Below are 20,757 nucleotides of genomic sequence, written 5' to 3'. Positions count from 1 at the left end.
TACGGCTGCCCGTCGTGCTTTCAGGTGGGTCGCTCGAGCCAGCTGGCAACGGCTGGCCTAGACAGATGATCACTCAACGACATAACCCGGCTTATCGGTCTGCTCGCACAAAAAAAGAAACGCTCATTTCGAAGCGTTTCTTTTTTTTGTTCTGAAACAGGATTATTTATTGCGTTTACCGCGATATTTCTCCTCACAATACTTACATCTGTAAACTTCCTTCTCCGGGTCAGCGAGGATGAATACGTGATCCAGGCCCTGCTCGATGGAAGTGATGCAGCGTGGGTTCTTACATTTGATGACGTTTGTGATCTGTTTTGGAAGTTTCAGGATCCTTTTCTCAACGATCTTCTCGTCTTTGATGATGTTGACGGTGATGTTGTGATCGATGAAACCGAGGATGTCCAGGTCGAGGTTCTCGATAGGGCATTCTACCTTGATGATGTCCTTGACACCCATTTTGTTGCTCTTGGCATTCTTGATGATGGCAACGGTGCAGTCAAGTTTGTCGAGTTTCAGGTCATGATAAATAGTCATGGCTTTGCCGGCCTTGATATGGTCAAGTACGAAACCTTCGTGAAGTGCTCCAACGTTTAACATTATACTTCCACCTCCAGTAATCTAAGAATCAGTGCCATACGGACATAGACACCATACTGTGCCTGCTTGAAGTATGCGGCACGCGGATCATCATCTACTTCAACAGCGATCTCGTTTACACGCGGAAGCGGATGAAGAATGTACATATCCTTTGGAGCCAGTTCCATTTTCTGTTTGTCGAGGATGTAGAAATCCTTCATGCGTACGTAATCTTCTTCGTTGAAGAAACGTTCTTTCTGTACACGTGTCATGTAGAGGATGTCAAGCTTCGGAAGTGCATCTTCCAGACGCTCTACTTCTTCGAATTCTACGTTATTCTTCTCAAGGATATCTTCACGGATGTAGCTTGGTACACGAAGTTCTTCCGGTGAGATCAGAACGAATTTCACATTGGAATAACGAAGTACCAGCGCCTCGATCAGAGAATGAACGGTACGGCCGAATTTCAGGTCGCCACACAGACCGATCGTAAGGTTGTCAAGTCTTCCCTTGAGGGAACGGATAGTAAGAAGATCAGTGAGGGTCTGAGTAGGATGCTGATGACCACCGTCACCGGCGTTGATAACAGGAATAGAAGAAGCCATAGAAGCTACGAGCGGAGCGCCTTCTTTCGGATGACGCATAGCACAGATATCTGCATAACAGGAAACAACACGAATCGTATCGGCAACACTTTCGCCTTTGGAAGCGGAACTGGAACCGGCAGAAGAGAAACCTAAAACCTTGCCGCCAAGATTCATCATGGCTGCTTCAAAACTTAAACGTGTACGTGTACTTGGTTCATAAAAACAGGTGGCAAGTCGCTTATCATCGCAGACATGCGCATACTTTGATGGATTTTTTTCAATGTCGCTGGCAAGAGTCAGAAGATCGTCAAGTTCTTCTTTGGAAAGATCCAGCGGGCTCATTAAATGTCTCATAAGAAACCTCCCTTATTGATGTTGCGAAAATTCAATAAAATTCTCTCTTGCACAATCATATACTACAAGAATCGATTTTTCAAGCAGATTTCGTAAGTATTTTTTCAAAAATCAATCCTGCGGCAAACCAGAGAGGAGCATAGTCGAGCCGGATGATTCCTCTGTACTGAAAACGGGCAGCGGAGTAATCCCATGGACAGATGCCGATTTCTTTGAGAAAACTGCCGCTTATGAATTCGACCATATAAAATCCCAGCATATAGAGAAGTCCGCGGCAGACGAAAGACAGGGAGGAGATCCGTGCATACAAAGGAGCGATGATGGCAGCACAGCCGTAGATCGGGAACATGAGAAGCGAACTTTTGCCTGTCATTGTCCACTGGCCGGACAAAAGGGAGTGAAGCCCGGTCCAGAAAACCTCCATGCACCATCCGATCGAGCCGCAGAGAAAAAAGTTTGTCAGATTCTGGTTCATAGCGGTTCCTCCTGAAGTAAAAAAGATTTGATCAAAACCAATATTAACGATGCGTTAATTAGTATGGCTGGTCTTGAAAAAAAGATACACAGATGTTATATTTATACAAATAACACATTTAAGAAACAGGAGCATACAACATGGATTATCAGCAAAGCAGGGCATACATCAGAGACGCAGAGCAGTACGCGGGCGGTGCCCTGGATCTTACCAATATAAAGGAAATTATGAAGCGCCTTGGCAATCCCCAGGATCAGCTTAAATATGTTCATGTAGCAGGAACCAACGGCAAGGGATCCGTGATCGCGTATTTATATACGACACTGACCAATGCCGGATATCACGTTGGACGGTATATTTCCCCATCCGTATATTCTTACAGAGAAAAGATCGAGGTGGAAGGAACACCGATCAGCAGAGAGCAGTTTGCGAAACATACGACCAGGGTTGCTGCAGTGATCGAAGAAATGACCGCAGAAGGTCTTGCACATCCCACCCCATTTGAAATCGAAACGGCGGTGGCATTTTTATTTTTTGTAGAAGAAAAATGTGATCCGGTCATCCTGGAAGTAGGCATGGGCGGTATCACAGATGCGACAAACCTGATCCGCACGACAGAACTTGCCGTTCTCGTACCGATCAGCATGGATCATCAGTCCTTCCTTGGCAACACGATCGCAGAGATCGCGGAGAAAAAAGCCGGCATCATCAAACCAGGCTGCAGCGTGGCAACGATCGGACAGGAACCGGAGGCACTGAAGGTCATAGAGAACGTAAGTCATGAGGCAGGGACAGACCTCTGTGCGGCAGATATTTCCCAGGCAGAAGTGCTGGAAGCAGATTTTACCGGACAGCGTTTCCTCTACAAAGGAGAGGAATACACGCTTTCACTTGCCGGTTCCTACCAGACAGAGAATGCAGTCCTTGCACTGGAAGCCTTACGCATCCTGGATGAGAGAGGCTATCATACCACGACAGAGCAGCGCAGGGAAGGACTTAAGGCAACCCACTGGAACGGAAGACTGACCATCATCCACAGAGATCCGCTGTTTATCGTGGACGGAGCACACAATCCGGCTGCGGCAGATATGCTCGAGGATTCTGTACGGAAATATTTCAAAGACCGCAGGATGTTTTTTATCATGGGTGTTTTCCGGGACAAGGATTATCCATATATTATCCGGAAACTCTGCCCTTATGCAGAACAGATCATTGCGATCGAGACACCGGATAACCCGAGGGCACTCCCGGCGGAGGAACTTGCCGAAGCGATCCGTCCATGCAACCCACATGTCCACGCGGAGAAAAATATCGCAAAAGCGGTCGAGGAACTGTTTGAGATGGCAGGGAAGGACGATGTGATCCTGTCCTTTGGCTCACTGTCCTTTATCGGGGACATCACCCGGATCGTAAATACAAGAAAAGAGGTGTCCGGATCACCGGCATCGGAAGGGAATAACGAATGATAGATTTACAGGAATGCCGCAAGGAGATTGATGTCATCGACAAAGAGATCTTACGGTTATTTGAAAAACGAATGAAAGTCTGCGAGGATGTTGCAGAATACAAGATACACACAGGAAAGCAGGTACTTGACCCGAAGAGAGAACAGGACAAACTGGATGTTCTCAAGAATCAGGCACATGGAAGCTTCAACAGCCTTGGTGCGCAGGAGCTTTTTCAGCAGATCATGGCGATCAGCCGCAAACGCCAGTACCAGCTTCTGACCAAGAATGGTGTCGGAACAGAGCGAAACTACAAGATGGTCGACGAACTTCCGCTCAAAGATGTAAACGTTGTTTTTCAGGGAGTTGAGGGCGCATACAGCTATGCGGCCATGAGAGCATATTTCCCGGAGGAGATCAACAGCTACCATGTCAAGACCTTCCGTGCAGCGATGGAGGAGGTTGCTTTTGGCAAGGCTGATTATGCAGTCCTTCCGATCGAGAATTCCACAGAGGGGATCGTGACGGATATTTATGATCTTTTGACAGAATATCAGCTTTATATCGTCGGGGAGCAGGGGGTCCGCGTACAGCACGTGCTTCTGGGACTTCCGGGCGTGACCGTGGACGAGATCGACACCGTCTATTCCCATCCACAGGCACTTGCACAGTGTAAACATTATCTCGAAGAACATCCGTCATGGAAAACCGTCAAGGCAGAGAACACAGCAGCTTCAGCCAAGAGGATCAAGGAAGAGCAGAAGAGAAACCAGGCGGCGATCGCAAGCCGTGCAGCAGGCGAGCTCTACGGACTTTCTATCCTTGCCGAAAACATCTGCCACAATGATCAGAATGTGACACGTTTCATCATTGTCAGCAGTAAACCGATCTATGAGAAAAATGCAGGAAAGATCAGCGTATGCTTCGAACTGCCGCATGCAAGCGGTACTCTGTATCACATGCTGTCACATTTTATCTACAACAGCCTGAGCATGACAAAGATCGAGTCCAGACCGATCCCGGGACAGAACTGGAAATACCGTTTCTTTGTAGATTTCGAAGGAAACCTGGAAGATCCGGCGGTCAAAAATGCACTTCGAGGTCTTGACGCAGAGGCGATCGGGGTACGTGTACTTGGAAATTACGGACAGCAGGAGGAAATATAAAAATGACCAGAGTAAAAGAATGCGTATTATACAGAGGATTTGAACATGGAGAGATCCTTGACAAGATGACAGCACTTATGGATGCCTGTGAGAAGTCAGCCGTAAACGCAAAAGAAATGGAAGAAGATTTCTATGAATGTGTCAACGGTCTGATCGAGACAGCAGGTTCCTATGGATTTGCAGGAAACCTGTGGCACAATTATCTGACTCTGCTTCTTGTGAACAACGAGAATGCATTCAGCACCGCGAGCGAGATCCGTGGACATATCGACGGAAGCATCAATGAGCTGGCACTCCATGATTTTGCAATCTTCAAGGAACTGTATGATTTTGACCTGAATCTTCTGGACAAAGTATTCCATACTTCCTGCTGCGGTATCCTCTGCGACTATCAGGCACCGAAGGACAGTGGAAAGATGTTCAACAAACGTATCCGCGACCGTATCTGCGAGATGAGCCGCACACTGGCAGCAGCCAAGGATACAAAGGAATTCATGGAAGATATGGTCCAGTTCTATAAGGATTTCGGCGTAGGCAAGCTGGGACTTCATAAGGCTTTCCGTATCGAGAAAGACGAGAATGGAAAAGCACAGATCGTTCCGATCACAAGGATCGCACATGTACGTCTGGATGACCTGGTAGGCTATGAGATCCCGAAACAGAAACTGATCGAAAACACAGAAGCATTTGTCCGAGGCAGAAAAGCAAACAACTGTCTGCTGTTCGGTGATGCAGGTACAGGTAAATCCTCCAGTATCAAGGGAATCCTGAACCAGTATTATGATGAGGGACTTCGTATCATTGAAGCTTACAAGCATCAGTTCCAGGATCTGAACGAGATCATTGCTCAGATCAAGGACCGCAATTACAAGTTTATCATCTACATGGATGACCTTTCCTTCGAAGAATTTGAAATTGAATACAAATATCTGAAAGCTGTGATCGAAGGTGGTCTGGAGCGTAAACCGGACAATATTCTGATCTATGCGACCAGCAACCGTCGTCACCTTGTCCGCGAAAGAGCAGGGGACAAACTGGAAGTTGGAGATAGTGACGATATCCACTCCTCTGATACCGTACAGGAAAAACTTTCTCTGGTATATCGTTTTGGCGTTCGTATCTACTTCGGCGCACCGGACCGCAAGGAATTCCACACGATCGTCAAGACACTGGCAGCCCGTCATGGCATCCAGATGCCGGAAGACCAGCTCCTTGCGGAAGCTGGCAAATGGGAGATCTCTCATGGAGGACTTACCGGAAGAACTGCACAGCAGTTTATTGATCACCTTCTCGGAAAAGAGGAAAACTAATAGATAAGCAGGAAGGGGTATGGGATATGGCAATTACAACATTTGCAGCGATTGATATCGGTTCTTATGAGGTCAGCATGAAGATCTTTGAGTTTTCCAAAAAGATCGGATTCCGTCAGCTGAGCGATGTAAGATACCGCCTGGAGATCGGAAAGGGAGCCTATTCATCGGGAAGACTGGAACCTGAGATCGTGGATGCGATCTGTGGGATCCTGAAGGATTTTGACAAGATGATGAAGGAATTCGGAGTTTCCGATTATCGTGCCTGTGCGACCAGTGCATTCCGTGAGATGGTAAATCCGCTGATCGTTCAGGAACAGATCTACCGCCGTACAGGGATCCATGTAGAGATCCTCAGCAATGCCGAGCAGCATTTTCTGGGCTACAAATCGATCGCGGCAAAAGAATCCAGCTTCAAAAAGATGATCCAGAAGGGAACTGCGATCCTGGATGTCGGAGGCGGCGGGCTGCAGGTGTCTCTTTTTGACAAGGATGCACTTGTAACAACACAGAGCCTCAAGATGGGAAGCATGCGTATCCGTGAACGGCTCAAAGAACTTGAGAAGACCACGACGCATTACGACCAGCTGATCATGGAATTTATCCGAAATGACCTAACCGCTTTTCAGCGGCTGTATCTGAAAGACCGGGAGATCAAAAATGTGATCCTGATGGGGGATTTTCTTGCAGATACGATCTTTCAGGAGCATATCGGAGAACATATCCTCACAATGGAAGAGTTTGGGAAGCATTATGAGGAAACGGTATACAAGACAGAGCAGGCACTGGCAGATGAGATGGGGATCGATCTGGAGTATGCGTCCCTGATCGTTCCGACGATGGTCATCTGCAAAAACTTCATCGACATTTTCCAGGCAGAAGCAGTCTGGGTTCCGGGAGTTTCTCTTCTTGATGGAATTGCCTACGATTACGGAGAAAAGAAGAAGTTCATCAAGAGCGCCCACAATTTCGAAAATGACATTCTGGTTGCTTCCAGAAACATTGCCAAACGCTATTCCAGCGGCAAAAACCATATCCAGGGCACAACGGATATCGCACTGACGATCTTTGACAGCATGAAGAAAGTCCACGGTATGGGTGCAAGAGAACGTCTTCTTCTCCAGATCGCCGTACAGCTCCATGACTGCGGTAAATACATCAGCATGGGCGATGTGGCAGAGTGTTCTTACCGCATCATCATGGCGACCGAGATCATCGGACTTTCCACAGAAGAGCGAAGAGTCATTGCCAGCGCGGTACGTTATAATACGACAGAATTCGTTTATTATGGAAATTATGACGATGGTCCGGGACTCGACAAGGAACGTTATCTTCTGGTAGCGAAACTGACCGCGATCCTTCGCCTTGCGAATGCCATGGACCGCAGCCATTATCAGAAAGTGCAGGGGCTCAAGGCTGTGCTCAAAGACAGAGAACTGCAGCTTATGATCGACTCCAGCCGTGACATTTCTCTGGAACTTGGACTTCTCAAGGACAAAGTAGCGTTCTTTGAGGAAGTCTTTGGAATACATCTTGTGCTGAAACGCCGCCGCAGAGCGTAGAGGAGGAAAAATATGGATTTAAGTAAATTTGAAAAACCGGAATACTATGTAAACAGGGAATTAAGCTGGCTGAAATTCGATGAGAGAGTCTTGAGCGAAGCCAGGGATAAATCCCTCCCCCTGTTTGAAAGACTGAAATTCTTAAGCATCACCTCTTCAAACCTGGATGAGTTTTTTATGGTGCGTGTCGCATCCCTCAAGGATCAGGTGCATGCAGGTTACAAGAAAAAAGACATCGCAGGAATGACCTCCGAAGAACAGCTCCGTGAGATCAGCAAACAGACACATGAGCTGGTAAAAGTACAGTATAGCACCTTCAACCGTTCTGTCCTTCCGGCACTTGAGAAAGTGGGACTTCACCTGATTGCAGAGCATGAGGATCTGAACCAGAAACAGCAGGAATTTGTTGACCGGTATTTCGAGGACAATGTGTATCCGGTACTGACTCCGATGGCCATGGATTCTTCCAGACCATTTCCACTCATCCGCAATAAGACTCTGAATATCGGCGCACTGATCGCCAAGAAAAATAACAAAAAACATACCAAAGAGCTGGAATTTGCCACCGTTCAGGTGCCTTCTGTACTTCCAAGGATCGTAGAGATCCCTTCCGCAAAAAAAGGCGACCGTACCGTGATCCTTCTGGAAGAGATCATTGAGCGCAATATCGGCAAGCTTTTCCTGAGCAATGATGTTGTCTGCGCGCATCCGTACCGTATCATGCGTAATGCGGACCTCACGATCGACGAAGATGAGGCAGAGGATCTTCTGGTAGAGATCCAGAAACAGCTCAAGAAACGCCAGTGGGGCGAGGTCATCCGACTTGAGGCAGAAGAAAAGATGGATGCACGTCTTCTTGATATCCTCAAGAAAGAATTTGAGATCAAGGAAGCAGATATTTACAGCATCAATGGACCGCTGGATCTTACCATGCTGATGAAACTTTATGGACTGGAAGGCTTTGACGAGTACAAGAGCCCGAAACATACACCGGCACCTGTGCCGCAGTTCCAGAATGACAAGGATATCTTTGAGGTGATCCGCGAGGGAGATGTCTTCCTGCATCATCCATATATGAGCTTTGATCCGGTCGTAGATTTCGTGCGCCAGGCAGCGAAGGATCCTGGTGTCCTCGCGATCAAGCAGACACTTTACCGCGTCAGCGGCCATTCACCGATCATCGCAGCGCTTGCACAGGCAGCAGAAAATGGTAAACAGGTTTCCGTACTGGTGGAACTGAAGGCCAGATTCGACGAGGAAAATAACATCGTCTGGGCAAAAATGCTCGAAAAAGCCGGCTGTCATGTAATCTACGGTCTTGTCGGTCTCAAGACACACAGCAAGATCACTCTGGTCGTTCGAAGAGAAGAGACCGGCATCCGCCGTTATGTGCATCTGGCAACCGGTAACTACAACGATTCCACAGCCAAACTTTATACAGACTGCGGTATCTTTACCTGCGATGAACGTTTCGGAGAGGATGCGACGGCTGCATTCAACATGCTTTCCGGTTATTCTGAGCCAAAGCGCTGGAACCGTCTGATTGTGGCACCGATCTGGATGAAAAACCGTTTCCTGCAGATGATCGAGAGAGAAGCAGAACATGCGAAACAAGGACTTCCGGCATGCATTGTTGCCAAGATGAACTCTTTATGTGACCCGGCGATCATTTCAGCTCTTTATCATGCTTCTTCCTGCGGCGTGCAGATCTATCTTCTGGTACGAGGCATCTGCTGCATGAAAGTGGGAATCCCGGGAGTGAGCGAAAACATCCATGTGCGCTCCATCGTCGGAGAATTCCTGGAACACAGCAGGATCTTTTACTTCCAGAATGGCGGAGCTGAGGAGATCTACATGGGAAGTGCAGACTGGATGCCGCGAAATCTGGACCGCCGTGTCGAGATCGTATTCCCGGTAGAGGATGAGCAGATCAAGAAAGAGATCAAGCACATCCTGGATCTGGAATTCCGTGACAATGTAAAGGCACATCTGCTTCAGCCTGATGGAACGTATGAGAAACAGGACAAGAGAGGCAAAACTCTCATCAATTCTCAGATGGAATTCTGCGCAGAAGCACAGAAAAAAGCAAAAAAACAGAAAAAAGCCGAGAAAAACCATTCCAGAGTGTTCATCCCGGCAGAGCCGGTCAAAGATCCGGAAGAATAAAAAAGTTCTGGATAACAAATAAACTTTACGAGGGGAAAGAGATTATGAGCAACGAAAAACAAAGCTTTCTGAAGCGGAAGAACGTGATCATATCGTTCAAACGCTACGGGATCGATGCGATGGGTTCCATGGCACTGGGACTTTTTGCGTCACTTCTGATCGGTACGATCATCAACACCATAGGGCAGAATGTATGCCCGGGAAGTTTCGTTTCAGAGAAGCTTCTGGAGATCGGTGGTTATGCGACCAGTGTGACAGGTGCTGCGATGGCACTTGCGATCGGTCATGCACTTCAGGCGCCACCGCTGGTCATGTATTCCTTATGTGCAGTAGGAGCCGCCTGCAATGCGATCGGCGGTTCCGGCGGACCACTGGCAGTATTTTTTGTGGCAGTCATCACCTGTGAGATCGGAAAACTGGTTTCCAAGGAGACAAAGATCGACATCATCGTGACACCGGCAGTCACCGTGATCGTTGGCGTAGTTCTGGCGATGCTTCTGGCGCCTGTATGCAAGAGTGTCTGCGATGCACTTGGTTCCTTTATCGGATGGGCAACAGATTTAAGACCATTCTGGATGGGGATCATCGTATCAGTAGTAGTCGGAGTTGTCCTGACACTTCCGATCAGTTCTGCTGCGATCTGCGCCGCGATCGGCATCAGCGGCGGGGCAGTCCTTGCCGGTATTGCGGATGGCAGCGTGACAATGGAAGTCTGGAACGGACTGGCACTGGCAGGCGGAGCAGCAACTGCAGGATGCTGTGCACATATGCTCGGTTTCGCGATCTTGAGCTTTCCAGATAACGGAATCGGCGGGTTTGTTGCACAGGGTCTGGGAACTTCCATGCTCCAGGTCCCGAACCTGATGAAAAAACCAGTCCTCTGGCTCCCTCCGGTTATCACTTCTGCGATCACCGGACCGATCGCAACCTGCGTGTTCCATATGCGGAACAATGGTCCTGCGATCTCATCCGGAATGGGAACTTCCGGTCTGGTAGGACCGATCGGTGTGATCACAGGATGGGCACAGATGCCGGAAGGATATACAACGGGAGCGTTTGACTGGGTCGGAATGATTCTGATCTGTTTTGTGCTTCCATTACTCATTACCTGGGTGATCGGCAAGATCTTCCGTGCAAAAGGGATCATCAAGCCGGGAGATCTCAAGATCGATCTCGGCTGATCTGCACAGGATACAGATCATCTGAATGAATGAGGACAGGGCTGCTGCCGCAGTTTTATGCGGAAAACAGCCCTGTTTTTCAGTTTTTCAAAAAAATTTAAAAAAATTAAAAAAAGTACTTGCATTTTTGAAAACACTGGTATATACTAAGCAAGTCGGTTGCGAACAGAGATCGACAGAGCAGTATGGCCAGTTGGTCAAGGGGTTAAGACGTCGCCCTCTCACGGCGAAAACACGGGTTCGATTCCCGTACTGGCTGCTTAAGAATAATCAGAGTTTTCTCTGGTTATTTTTTTTTCCAAATCTATCGAAGAATATCGAATCCCCAAAAACTGTCTTGAAAAATTCAGAAGGATACGGTATGATATAGAACAAATGTTTGAGTATCAGGCGTTGCTGTGAACGGAGTGAACAGTAACTATCAGGCTCCGAATGGAGCATAAGAAAGGAAATGAATATACCCATGGCAAAAAAGCAAACCTATGATGCTGGCAGTATCTCGGTTCTGGAAGGACTGGAGGCAGTCCGGAAACGACCGGGTATGTATATTGGAAGTGTATCCCGCAAGGGACTGAATCATCTGATCTATGAGATCGTAGACAATGCAGTAGATGAGCACCTTGCCGGATATTGCAGTGAGATCCATGTGACACTGGAGAAGGACGGTTCCGCGACCGTAACAGATAACGGACGAGGAATCCCGGTAGATATGCATGAGAAAGGAATGTCCGCGGAGCGTCTTGTCTTTACGACCCTGCATGCAGGCGGCAAGTTCGACAACGCCGCATACAAGACCAGCGGCGGTCTCCACGGTGTCGGTTCCTCTGTTGTCAATGCGCTTTCTACTTATCTGGATATCAAGATCAGCAGGGATGGATATGTACATCATGACCACTATGAAAGAGGAATCCCGACCATCGAACTGGAGGAGGGGCTTCTCCCGAAACTTGGACGCACGAAGGCGACCGGAACCTGCATCAATTTCCTTCCGGACCCGGAGATTTTTGAGAAGACCCGTTTCTCTGCAACAGAGGTCAAAAGCCGTCTCCATGAGACAGCATACCTGAATCCTGCCCTGACGATCTATTTCGAGGATCTGCGCGGTGCGGAGCCGGAGAAACTGGAATACCATGAGCCGGAGGGGATCATCGGATACATCCGTGATCTGAACCACAGTTCTGAGGCACTTCATGAGCCGGTCTACCTCAAGGGAGAGGCAGACGGCATCCAGGTAGAGGTGGCTTTCCAGTACACCAGTGATTTTCGCGAGAATGTTCTGGGCTTCTGTAATAACATCTACAATGCAGAGGGCGGTACACACCTGACAGGATTTAAGACAACTTTTACGACTGTCATGAACAGTTATGCGCGAGAGATCGGTGTCATCAAGGACAAGGATCCGAATTTTACAGGAGCGGATATCCGAAATGGAATGACAGCAGTTGTTTCCATCAAACACCCTGCACCGAGATTCGAAGGACAGACTAAGACAAAACTCGACAACCAGGATGCTGCCAAAGCGACAGGCAAGGTTCTGGGCGAGCAGCTTGTCCTCTATTTTGACAGAAATCTGGAGACACTCAAGGCGATCCTTTCCTGTGCAGAGAAGGCAGCCAAGATCCGCAAGACCGAGGAGAGAGCCAAGACAAACCTTCTGACCAAGCAGAAATATTCCTTTGATTCCAATGGCAAGCTTGCCAACTGTGAGAAGAAAGATCCATCCCAGTGTGAGATATTTATCGTAGAGGGAGATTCCGCAGGCGGTTCTGCCAAGACAGCCAGAAATCGTAATTATCAGGCGATCCTTCCGATCCGTGGTAAGATCCTCAACGTTGAGAAGGCAACGATCGACAAGGTTCTTGCCAATGCAGAGATCAAGACGATGATCAATGCGTTTGGATGCGGCTTTTCCGAAGGATACGGCAACGACTTTGATATCAGCAAGCTCCGTTATGACAAGATCGTGATCATGGCCGATGCCGATGTCGATGGTGCACATATTTCGACACTTCTTCTGACACTGTTTTATCGTTTTATGCCGGAACTGATCTATGAGGGGCATGTCTATATCGCAATGCCGCCTCTCTACAAGGCAATGCCGAAAAAAGGCCCGGAAGAATATCTTTACGACGACAAGGCACTGGAGAAATACCGTAAGGCGCACAAACCGGGCAGCTTTACGCTCCAGCGATACAAAGGTCTTGGAGAGATGGATGCAGAACAGCTCTGGGAGACAACGCTGAACCCGGAGACAAGAAGGATGAAGCGTGTGGAGATCGAGGACGCGCGTCTGGCATCCAGCGTGACAGAGATTCTTATGGGAAGCGAAGTACCGCCGCGTAAGGCGTTCATTTACGAACATGCAGCAGACGCGGAACTTGACATCTAAGGAAGGGATTTTTTATGGAAACAAAACAGGAAAATGTAATCCGTACAGACTATTCGGAGATCATGCAGAAATCATATATCGATTATGCCATGAGCGTTATCATCTCCCGAGCACTCCCGGATGTAAGAGATGGTCTGAAACCTGTACAGAGAAGAACTTTATATGATATGTATGAACTCGGGATCCGTTATGACCGCCCGTACCGTAAATGTGCCCGTATCGTCGGAGATACAATGGGTAAATATCATCCACACGGCGACAGCTCTATCTATGATGCACTGGTCGTTATGGCGCAGGACTTCAAGAAGGGCAGGACGCTGGTAGACGGACATGGAAACTTTGGCTCCATCGAGGGCGACGGCGCTGCAGCGATGCGTTATACAGAAGCACGTCTGGAGAAACTGACACAGGAAGTTTTTCTTGGAGACCTTGACAAGAATGTTGTTGATTTTGTGCCGAACTTTGACGAGACAGAGAAAGAACCGTCGGTTCTTCCTGTCAAGATCCCGAACATTCTGGTGAATGGTGCAGAGGGAATCGCAGTCGGCATGGCGACCAGCATCCCGCCGCACAATCTCGGTGAAGTCGTAGATGCGGTCAAGGCATACATGAAGGACAATACGATCAGTGTCAAAGGACTGATGCGTTATATTAAAGGACCGGATTTTCCGACCGGCGGACTTGTGGTCAACAAGGATGACCTCCGTAAGATCTACGAGAGTGGAACCGGCAAGATCCGTCTCCGTGGAAGAGTGGAGATTGAGAAACTCAAAGGCGGCAGGAAACAGCTCGTCATCACAGAGATCCCGTATACGATGCTCGGGGCAAATATCGGTAAATTCCTGAATGATGTTGCATCCCTGGTTGAGACGAAGAAGACTACAGACATCGTGGACATCTCCAACCAGTCCTCCAAGGAGGGAATCCGTATCGTTCTGGAACTCAAGAAGGACACTGATGTAGAAAATCTCACCAACATGTTGTACAAGAAAACACGTCTCGAGGATACGTTTGGCGTAAACATGCTGGCGGTTGCAGATGGCAGACCGGAGACATTAAGCCTTAAGCAGATCATCGAGCACCATGTGGAATTTCTGTTTGATGTCACAACAAGGAAATACAGGACCCTTCTTGACAAAGAGCAGGAAAAGAGAGAGATCCAGGAAGGTCTTATCAAGGCATGTGACGTGATCGACCTGATCATCGAGATCCTGCGCGGAAGCAAGAACCGTGAGCAGGTCAAGAAATGTCTGGTGGAGGGCGTGACAGAAGGAATACGTTTCAAGACCAAGGTAAGTGAGAAGGCAGCTTCAAAGCTCAAATTTACAGAGAAGCAGGCAGGTGCGATCCTGGATATGCGTCTCTATAAGCTGATCGGACTGGAGATCGAGGCACTTCAGGCAGATTATCAGGAGACGATGAAGAATATTGCTGAATACAAGGATATCCTGGATAATTATGACTCCATGGCAGCGGTCATCATCAGGGAACTGGACGGCATCAAGAAGGAGTATGGAAGCAAACGCCGCACTTCCATCGAGAATGCCGAGGAAGCTGTCTACGAAGAAAAGAAGATGGAAGAGACAGAAGTCTGCTTCCTGATGGATCGCTTTGGTTATATGAAGCTGATCGACAAAAATGCCTATGAACGAAACAAAGAAGCAGCACACAATGAGAACCGCTGCGTATTCCTGTGCATGAACACGGACAAGATCTGCATCTTTACGGACAAGGGCAAGATGCATACGATCAAGGCAGTCGACATTCCACTGGTACGTTTCAGAGATAAGGGAACACCGGTAGATAACTTAAGCAACTATGACAGCAGCCAGGAGCAGATGCTGTATGTAGCGCCGCTTGGACAGATCAAACAGGATCAGATCTTTTTTGTGACAAAGACATCCATGTGTAAACTGGTTGATGGTGCTGAGTTTGATGTGACCAAGAGAACGATCGCATCCACGAAACTTGCTGAGGATGACGAACTTATTTTTGTCGGCAGTGCAGGTGAGATGGAGCAGGTGGTGTTCCAGAGTAACGGCGGTTATTTCCTCCGTTTCCTGAAACAGGAGATCTCCACCGCCAAGAGAGCAGCTCTCGGCGTACGTGGAATGAAGCTTGCAGACGGAGATCATCTGGAGCATGCATACCTTCTCGGAGGTCATCAGGAATATGCGATCTCCTACCACGACAAGGAGTACTCCCTGAACAAAGTACGCCTCGGAAAACGCGATACCAAAGGCATCAAACCAAGGATATAACAAGAGATTTCAAAAAATCCTTGCTTTTCAGACCTTATGGTGCTATTATATGAGATAACATGATAACGGATGATCAGAGAGTGGACTTCGGTCCACTCTTTTTGCGAGATTGATTACTATAAGCAGTTCCGCGATCATTCTGATGTGCGAAAGGCAGGTGGAAAATATGAGCAGACGAGATGAATATGAACAGAAGGCAGAGGCTATGCTGGCACCGATCGTTGAGGCAGCAGGTTTTGAACTTGTAGATGTAGAATACGTCAAGGAAGCAGGCAACTGGTATCTTCGAGGATACATCGACAAGCCGGGCGGGATCACGGTCAATGACTGCGAAGCAGTAAGCCGCGCGTTCAGCGACAAGCTGGATGAGGATGATTTTATCGAAGACAGCTATATTATGGAGATCAGTTCCCCAGGTCTTGACAGACCGTTAAAGAAAGAGAAGGATTTTGTCAGAAGCATGGGCAAACTGGTAGAGATCCGTACCTATCGTCCGATAGAGAAACAAAAGGAATTCTGCGGGATTTTAAACGCATATGATGATAACAGTGTGACGATCGAGGAGGACGAAAACGGCACCTTACGCACATTTGAAAAGAAAGACATAGCCCTGATCCGGCTGGCAATTGAATTTTAACTGATTAATGAATACGATGCACCTATATGCTTTGATAAAATGAGGAGGAAATAAAAAAAATGAACAAAGAGTTAATGGACGCTCTGAATGTCCTGGAAAAAGAAAAAAATATCAGTAAGGATACACTTCTGGGAGCAATCGAGCAGTCTCTGATCCAGGCATGTAAGAACCATTTCGGTAAAGCTGATAATGTACATGTAATGATCAATCCTGAAACCTGTGATTTCAGTGTTTACGCTGAGCGTGAAGTAAAGGAATTCGTAGAGGATCCTGCACTGGAGATCTCACTTACAGACGCACAGAAGATCAATGCCAACGCAGAACTCGGAGACGTGATCAAAGTTCAGATCCAGTCCAAGGAATTCGGACGTATCGCAACACAGAATGCTAAGAACGTCATCCTTCAGAAGATCCGTGAGGAAGAGCGCAAAGTTCTTTACGATCAGTACTACGGAATGGAGAAAGAAGTCGTTACAGGTATCGTACAGCGTGTCATGGGCAAAAATGTCAGCATCAATCTTGGCAAGGCAGATGCGATCCTCGCTGAGAATGAGCAGGTCAGAGGAGAAGAATTCCATCCGACAGAACATATCAAGGTATACATCCTGGAAGTTAAGGATACTCCAAAAGGACCGCGTATCCAGGTATCCAGAACACATCCGGGTCTCGTAAAACGCCTCTTCGAATCCGAAGTTGCCGAAGTAAGAGACGGCACAGTAGAGATCAAGAGCATTGCCAGAGAAGCAGGTTCCCGTACCAAGATCGCTGTATGGAGCAATGATCCTGACGTAGATCCGGTTGGAGCATGCGTTGGTATGAACGGTGCGAGAGTAAACTCCATCGTAGAGGAACTCCGCGGCGAGAAGATCGATATCATCAACTGGGACGAAAACCCGGCGATCCTTATTGAGAATGCATTAAGCCCGGCCAAAGTCATTGCAGTAATGGCTGATCCGGATGAGAAGACAGCACTTGTTGTTGTTCCGGACTACCAGCTTTCTCTTGCAATTGGTAAAGAAGGACAGAATGCACGTCTTGCAGCCCGCCTGACAGGATTCAAGATCGACATCAAGAGTGAGACACAGGCCAAAGAATCCGGTGATCTTTACGACTATGATGAGGAAGAAGAATTCTACGAAGACGAAGCAGCAGAAGATGCAGAAAACGTAGAAGAGTCTCAGGAAGCAGAAGAAACAGAAGTTTCTGAAGAGGTTTCCGAAGAAGAGACAGCAGAAGAATAAGATCTATGAAGACAAAAAATAAAATTCCGATGCGCCAGTGTACCGGCTGCAGAGAAATGAAAAGCAAAAAAGAAATGATCCGTGTCCTTAAGACACCGGAAGACGAGATCGTTCTTGACACCACAGGCAGAAAGAACGGAAGGGGCGCCTATGTATGTCCATCCATCGAATGCCTTGACAAAGCGATCCGCAATCACGGGATCGAACGGTCTCTCAAGACCAGCGTTCCCGAAGAGGTCTACGAAGACCTGAAAAAGGAGTTAAGTAAGATTGAAAAACAACAATAAAGTGTTATCTCTTCTGGGGCTTGCCACAAAAGCCGGCAAGGTTGCCAGCGGAGAATTTTCAACAGAGAAATCTGTCAAGACAGGGAAAGGCTTCCTGGTTCTGGTTGCAGATGATGCATCCCAGAATACCAAGAAAAAATTCCAGAACATGTGTGATTTTTACGAAGTACCGATCTACTTTATTGCCAACAAAGAAGAACTGGGCAGATTCTGCGGAAAAGAATTCCGCGCCAGCCTTGCGGTACAGGATGAAAACTTTGCAAAAGCAATGTTAAAAGAACTCCAGAAATTATAAAGCTGCGGTGTGCAGCAGTGATTGAAGGAGGGATCCATGTGCCGAAGATCAGAGTGCATGAACTTGCCAGTAAACTTGGCAGATCGAACAGAGAAGTCATTGAATTTCTAAAAGCAAACGGGGTAGAAGTCAAAAGTCATATGAGTACTCTTGAGGAACCCAGTATCCGATTAATAAAACAAAAATTTTTAACCAGGGGAAAGGAGCAGATTACCAAGGTGGATAATTCCAGAACAGAAGAAAAGACGGTAACAGCGAGACCAGAAGCAGACAAAGCAGAGGCTCCTAAAAAGAAAAAAAATATCATTCGTGTATATCATGCACAGAATGCAAGTGACGGCGGCAAAAACAGACCGAAACGTCAGAACAATAATACAGACAAAAGACCAGCCGCAAAGCCACAGGCTCAGAAGCCGCAGGCAGCTCAGAAACCGGTAGAGGAAACTGCAAAGAAACCGCAGACTGCACAGGCAGAGGCACCGAAGAGCGCAGCACCGGCACAGAACAATTCTGCAAGACCGCAGAGACAGGAACAGTCCGGTTACAATAACAACAGAGGACAGAACCGCCAGAATAACCGCGACGGAAGAGACAATAACCGCGGTGGTGAAGGTAGAGGCCGTGACTTCCGCGGCGGCGAGAGAAGATTCTCCGACCGCAATGGAAACGGCGGACAGGGTCGTCCGAACCGTGACGGAAACCGTCAGGGAAGACCGCAGGGCGAAGGACGTCCGGCGCGCCAGGGTGACGGGAACGGCCGTCCGATGAGAGGTCAGGGCGGCCGTCCGCAGCAGGGTGGTCAGGGAAGACCACAGCAGGGCGGAAACGGAAGACCAGACGGCAACAGAGGAGGCTTCGGCGGAAATAACCGTGGCGGACAGAGATCCGGTGGCGGAAGAAGAGATAACGATGCTGTATTCACACCAGAACTGACCAAGACATCCAAGGACAGCAAGAGAGAGCGTGACAGAGAGAACAAGAACAAGAAGAAAGACTTCGAGAAATCCAGTGCAGGACATAATCGCCCGAACCAGGGTGGAAGAAGAAACCTTTCCAGGATCCCGAAGGCTCTGCAGAAACCAACTCCTCAGCCGAAACAGGAAGAGAAGAAACCAGAAGTAAAAGAGATCACACTTCCAGAGAAGATGACCATCCGCGAACTGGCAGAAGCAATGAAGATGCAGCCGTCCGTGATCGTTAAGAAGCTCTTCATGGAAGGAACCATGGTAACTGTAAACCATGAGATCGACTTCGAGAAAGCTCAGGAGATCGCTCTGGACTACGATATCATCGCAGAGCCGGAAGAAAAAGTAGACGTTATCGGCGAACTCCTCAAAGAAGAGGAAGAAGACGAAGCAGATATGGTTTCCAGACCGCCTGTAGTATGTGTTATGGGTCACGTTGACCATGGTAAGACATCCCTTCTGGATGCGATCCGTGATACCCATGTAACAAGAGGTGAGGCCGGAGGAATCACACAGCATATCGGTGCATCTGTTGTAGAGATCAACGGACAGAAGATCACATTCCTGGATACACCGGGACATGAAGCATTCACCGCTATGCGTATGCGTGGTGCAAACTCCACAGATATCGCAGTTCTCGTCGTAGCAGCAGATGATGGTGTCATGCCGCAGACAGTAGAGGCGATCAGCCATGCCAAAGCAGCAGGCGTTGAGATCATCGTTGCGATCAACAAGATCGATAAACCAAGTGCAAACGTAGAGAGAGTAAAACAGGAACTTTCCGAGTATGAACTGATCCCGGAAGACTGGGGCGGAAGCACCATCTTCGTGCCGGTATCCGCACATACAGGAGAAGGAATCGACACTCTGCTTGAGATGATCCTTCTTTCTGCAGAAGTCCTGGAACTCAAAGCAAACCCGAACCGTGCAGCGAGAGGTCTCGTGATCGAAGCACAGCTTGACAAAGGTAAAGGACCGGTTGCTACGATCCTCGTACAGAAGGGTACTCTCCATGTCGGAGATTTCATCGCAGCAGGTGCATGCAGCGGTAAAGTACGTGCCATGATGGACGACAGAGGAAGAAGAGTCAAAGAAGCAGGACCGTCCACACCAGTTGAGATCCTTGGTCTCAGTGATGTTCCGAATGCAGGTGAGATCCTGATGGCGTTCCCGAGCGACAAGGAAGCCAAGAACTTCGCAGCTACCTTCGTTACAGAGAATAAGAAACATCTGCTTGAAGAAACCAAAGGCAAACTTTCTCTGGATAACCTGTTTGATCAGATCCAGGCAAGTGACCTCAAGGAACTGCCGATCATCGTCAAAGCAGACGTACAGGGATCTGTTGAGGCTGTGAAACAGAGTCTTACCAAACTTTCCAATGAGGAAGTTGTTGTCCGCGTGATCCATGGCGGCGTTGGTGCAGTCAATGAATCTGACGTATCCCTTGCTGCAACTTCCAATGCGATCATCATCGGATTCAACGTTCGTCCGGACGCAATGGCAAAACAGCTTGCAGATCAGGAAGGCGTAGACCTGCGTCTCTACAGAGTCATCTATCAGGCAATCGAAGATGTAGAAGCAGCCATGAAGGGTATGCTTGACCCGGTATTCGAAGAGAAAGTCATCGGTCATGCAGAAGTCCGCCAGCTCTTCAAAGCGTCTGGCGTTGGTACGATCGCAGGAAGCTATATCCTCGATGGTATCTTCCAGAGAAACTGTAAGGTTCGTATCACCAGAGAGGGAGATCAGATCTTCGAGGGCGAGCTTGCATCCCTGAAACGTTTCAAAGACGATGTCAAAGAAGTCAAAGCAGGATACGAGTGTGGTCTTGTATTTGACGGATTCAATGATGTCAAA

At 48.1% G+C, this 20,757-nt stretch carries 16 protein-coding genes and 1 tRNA gene; 14 read left to right on the top strand and 3 right to left on the bottom strand.

The annotated features are described in order from the left end of the window. Positions 1-162: 162 nt before the first annotated feature. The 3 genes from QZL69_RS09115 to QZL69_RS09105 form a co-directional block, all read right to left on the bottom strand. A complete protein-coding gene (locus QZL69_RS09115) occupies positions 163-600 on the bottom strand; it encodes an aspartate carbamoyltransferase regulatory subunit (protein WP_022214906.1) in 438 nt (145 codons plus the stop codon). Next, positions 600-1,520 (bottom strand): aspartate carbamoyltransferase, encoded by a 921-nt coding sequence (gene pyrB, locus QZL69_RS09110; RefSeq protein WP_022214905.1) that lies wholly within the window; start codon positions 1,518-1,520, stop codon positions 600-602. Before pyrB ends, QZL69_RS09115 begins: the two co-directional genes overlap by 1 nt. Positions 1,521-1,599: 79 nt before the next feature. Next, positions 1,600-1,995 carry a putative ABC transporter permease gene (locus tag QZL69_RS09105; RefSeq protein ID WP_022214904.1) on the bottom strand — a complete coding sequence of 132 codons (396 nt, stop codon included), beginning with the start codon at positions 1,993-1,995 and terminating at the stop codon, positions 1,600-1,602. A 140-nt stretch (positions 1,996-2,135) separates the two neighbouring features. On the opposite strand from QZL69_RS09105, the gene QZL69_RS09100 reads away from it, so the two are divergent. The 14 genes from QZL69_RS09100 to infB all read left to right on the top strand — a co-directional run. Beyond that, positions 2,136-3,461, top strand: a complete 1,326-nt coding sequence (locus QZL69_RS09100) for a bifunctional folylpolyglutamate synthase/dihydrofolate synthase (protein WP_022214903.1) — start codon at positions 2,136-2,138, stop codon at positions 3,459-3,461. Continuing rightward, positions 3,458-4,606, top strand: a complete 1,149-nt coding sequence (gene pheA / locus QZL69_RS09095) for a prephenate dehydratase (RefSeq protein ID WP_022214902.1) — start codon at positions 3,458-3,460, stop codon at positions 4,604-4,606. The genes QZL69_RS09100 and pheA overlap by 4 nt, the downstream gene beginning before the upstream one ends. 2 nt (positions 4,607-4,608) lie before the next feature. After that, complete coding sequence (locus QZL69_RS09090; protein WP_022214901.1) at positions 4,609-5,916, top strand: ATP-binding protein; 1,308 nt, start codon at positions 4,609-4,611, stop codon at positions 5,914-5,916. 26 nt (positions 5,917-5,942) lie between these two features. Further along, complete coding sequence (locus QZL69_RS09085; protein ID WP_022214900.1) at positions 5,943-7,478, top strand: Ppx/GppA phosphatase family protein; 1,536 nt, start codon at positions 5,943-5,945, stop codon at positions 7,476-7,478. A 12-nt stretch (positions 7,479-7,490) separates the two neighbouring features. Continuing rightward, positions 7,491-9,644, top strand: a complete 2,154-nt coding sequence (locus tag QZL69_RS09080; protein ID WP_022214899.1) for an RNA degradosome polyphosphate kinase — start codon at positions 7,491-7,493, stop codon at positions 9,642-9,644. Positions 9,645-9,688: 44 nt separating this feature from the next. Continuing rightward, positions 9,689-10,825, top strand: a complete 1,137-nt coding sequence (locus QZL69_RS09075; RefSeq protein WP_022214898.1) for a PTS transporter subunit IIC — start codon at positions 9,689-9,691, stop codon at positions 10,823-10,825. Positions 10,826-11,012: 187 nt separating this feature from the next. Further along, a tRNA-Glu gene (locus QZL69_RS09070) sits at positions 11,013-11,084 on the top strand. A 204-nt stretch (positions 11,085-11,288) separates the two neighbouring features. Beyond that, entirely contained in the window at positions 11,289-13,214 is a 1,926-nt protein-coding gene (locus QZL69_RS09065; protein WP_022214897.1) for a DNA gyrase/topoisomerase IV subunit B, read from the top strand. A gap of 14 nt (positions 13,215-13,228) precedes the next feature. After that, positions 13,229-15,475, top strand: a complete 2,247-nt coding sequence (locus QZL69_RS09060; protein WP_022214896.1) for a DNA gyrase/topoisomerase IV subunit A — start codon at positions 13,229-13,231, stop codon at positions 15,473-15,475. A gap of 166 nt (positions 15,476-15,641) precedes the next feature. Next, complete coding sequence (gene rimP / locus QZL69_RS09055; RefSeq protein ID WP_022214895.1) at positions 15,642-16,112, top strand: ribosome maturation factor RimP; 471 nt, start codon at positions 15,642-15,644, stop codon at positions 16,110-16,112. A 59-nt stretch (positions 16,113-16,171) separates the two neighbouring features. After that, positions 16,172-17,353, top strand: a complete 1,182-nt coding sequence (nusA, locus tag QZL69_RS09050) for a transcription termination factor NusA (RefSeq protein WP_022214894.1) — start codon at positions 16,172-16,174, stop codon at positions 17,351-17,353. Between the two features lie 5 nt (positions 17,354-17,358). After that, positions 17,359-17,640, top strand: coding sequence for an RNase P modulator RnpM (gene rnpM, locus QZL69_RS09045; protein WP_022214893.1), 282 nt, complete (start codon positions 17,359-17,361; stop codon positions 17,638-17,640). Continuing rightward, the gene (locus QZL69_RS09040; RefSeq protein WP_022214892.1) at positions 17,624-17,935 is read left to right on the top strand and encodes a L7Ae/L30e/S12e/Gadd45 family ribosomal protein; all 312 of its coding nucleotides are present in this window, start codon (positions 17,624-17,626) and stop codon (positions 17,933-17,935) included. The genes rnpM and QZL69_RS09040 overlap by 17 nt, the downstream gene beginning before the upstream one ends. Positions 17,936-17,973: 38 nt before the next feature. Next, positions 17,974-20,757: translation initiation factor IF-2 (gene infB / locus QZL69_RS09035; protein WP_291519121.1), on the top strand; the 2,784-nt coding region annotated here is incomplete at its 3' end.

Source organism: Blautia sp. CAG:237 (assembly GCF_000436615.1).
Lineage (GTDB): Bacteria > Bacillota > Clostridia > Lachnospirales > Lachnospiraceae > Blautia_A > Blautia_A intestinihominis.
Note: the sequence above shows the minus strand (reverse complement) of the source record. Positions and strands in the feature narration are given on the sequence as shown.

Coding starts and splice junctions, on each gene's coding strand:
- nusA (WP_022214894.1), top strand. CDS start 16,172: ATGAACAAAGAGTTAATGGACGCTCTGAATGTCCTGGAAAAAGAAAAA.
- QZL69_RS09080 (WP_022214899.1), top strand. CDS start 7,491: ATGGATTTAAGTAAATTTGAAAAACCGGAATACTATGTAAACAGGGAA.
- rimP (WP_022214895.1), top strand. CDS start 15,642: ATGAGCAGACGAGATGAATATGAACAGAAGGCAGAGGCTATGCTGGCA.
- QZL69_RS09085 (WP_022214900.1), top strand. CDS start 5,943: ATGGCAATTACAACATTTGCAGCGATTGATATCGGTTCTTATGAGGTC.
- rnpM (WP_022214893.1), top strand. CDS start 17,359: ATGAAGACAAAAAATAAAATTCCGATGCGCCAGTGTACCGGCTGCAGA.
- pheA (WP_022214902.1), top strand. CDS start 3,458: ATGATAGATTTACAGGAATGCCGCAAGGAGATTGATGTCATCGACAAA.
- QZL69_RS09100 (WP_022214903.1), top strand. CDS start 2,136: ATGGATTATCAGCAAAGCAGGGCATACATCAGAGACGCAGAGCAGTAC.
- pyrB (WP_022214905.1), bottom strand. CDS start 1,520: ATGAGACATTTAATGAGCCCGCTGGATCTTTCCAAAGAAGAACTTGAC.
- QZL69_RS09075 (WP_022214898.1), top strand. CDS start 9,689: ATGAGCAACGAAAAACAAAGCTTTCTGAAGCGGAAGAACGTGATCATA.
- QZL69_RS09090 (WP_022214901.1), top strand. CDS start 4,609: ATGACCAGAGTAAAAGAATGCGTATTATACAGAGGATTTGAACATGGA.
- QZL69_RS09115 (WP_022214906.1), bottom strand. CDS start 600: ATGTTAAACGTTGGAGCACTTCACGAAGGTTTCGTACTTGACCATATC.
- QZL69_RS09060 (WP_022214896.1), top strand. CDS start 13,229: ATGGAAACAAAACAGGAAAATGTAATCCGTACAGACTATTCGGAGATC.
- QZL69_RS09065 (WP_022214897.1), top strand. CDS start 11,289: ATGGCAAAAAAGCAAACCTATGATGCTGGCAGTATCTCGGTTCTGGAA.
- QZL69_RS09105 (WP_022214904.1), bottom strand. CDS start 1,995: ATGAACCAGAATCTGACAAACTTTTTTCTCTGCGGCTCGATCGGATGG.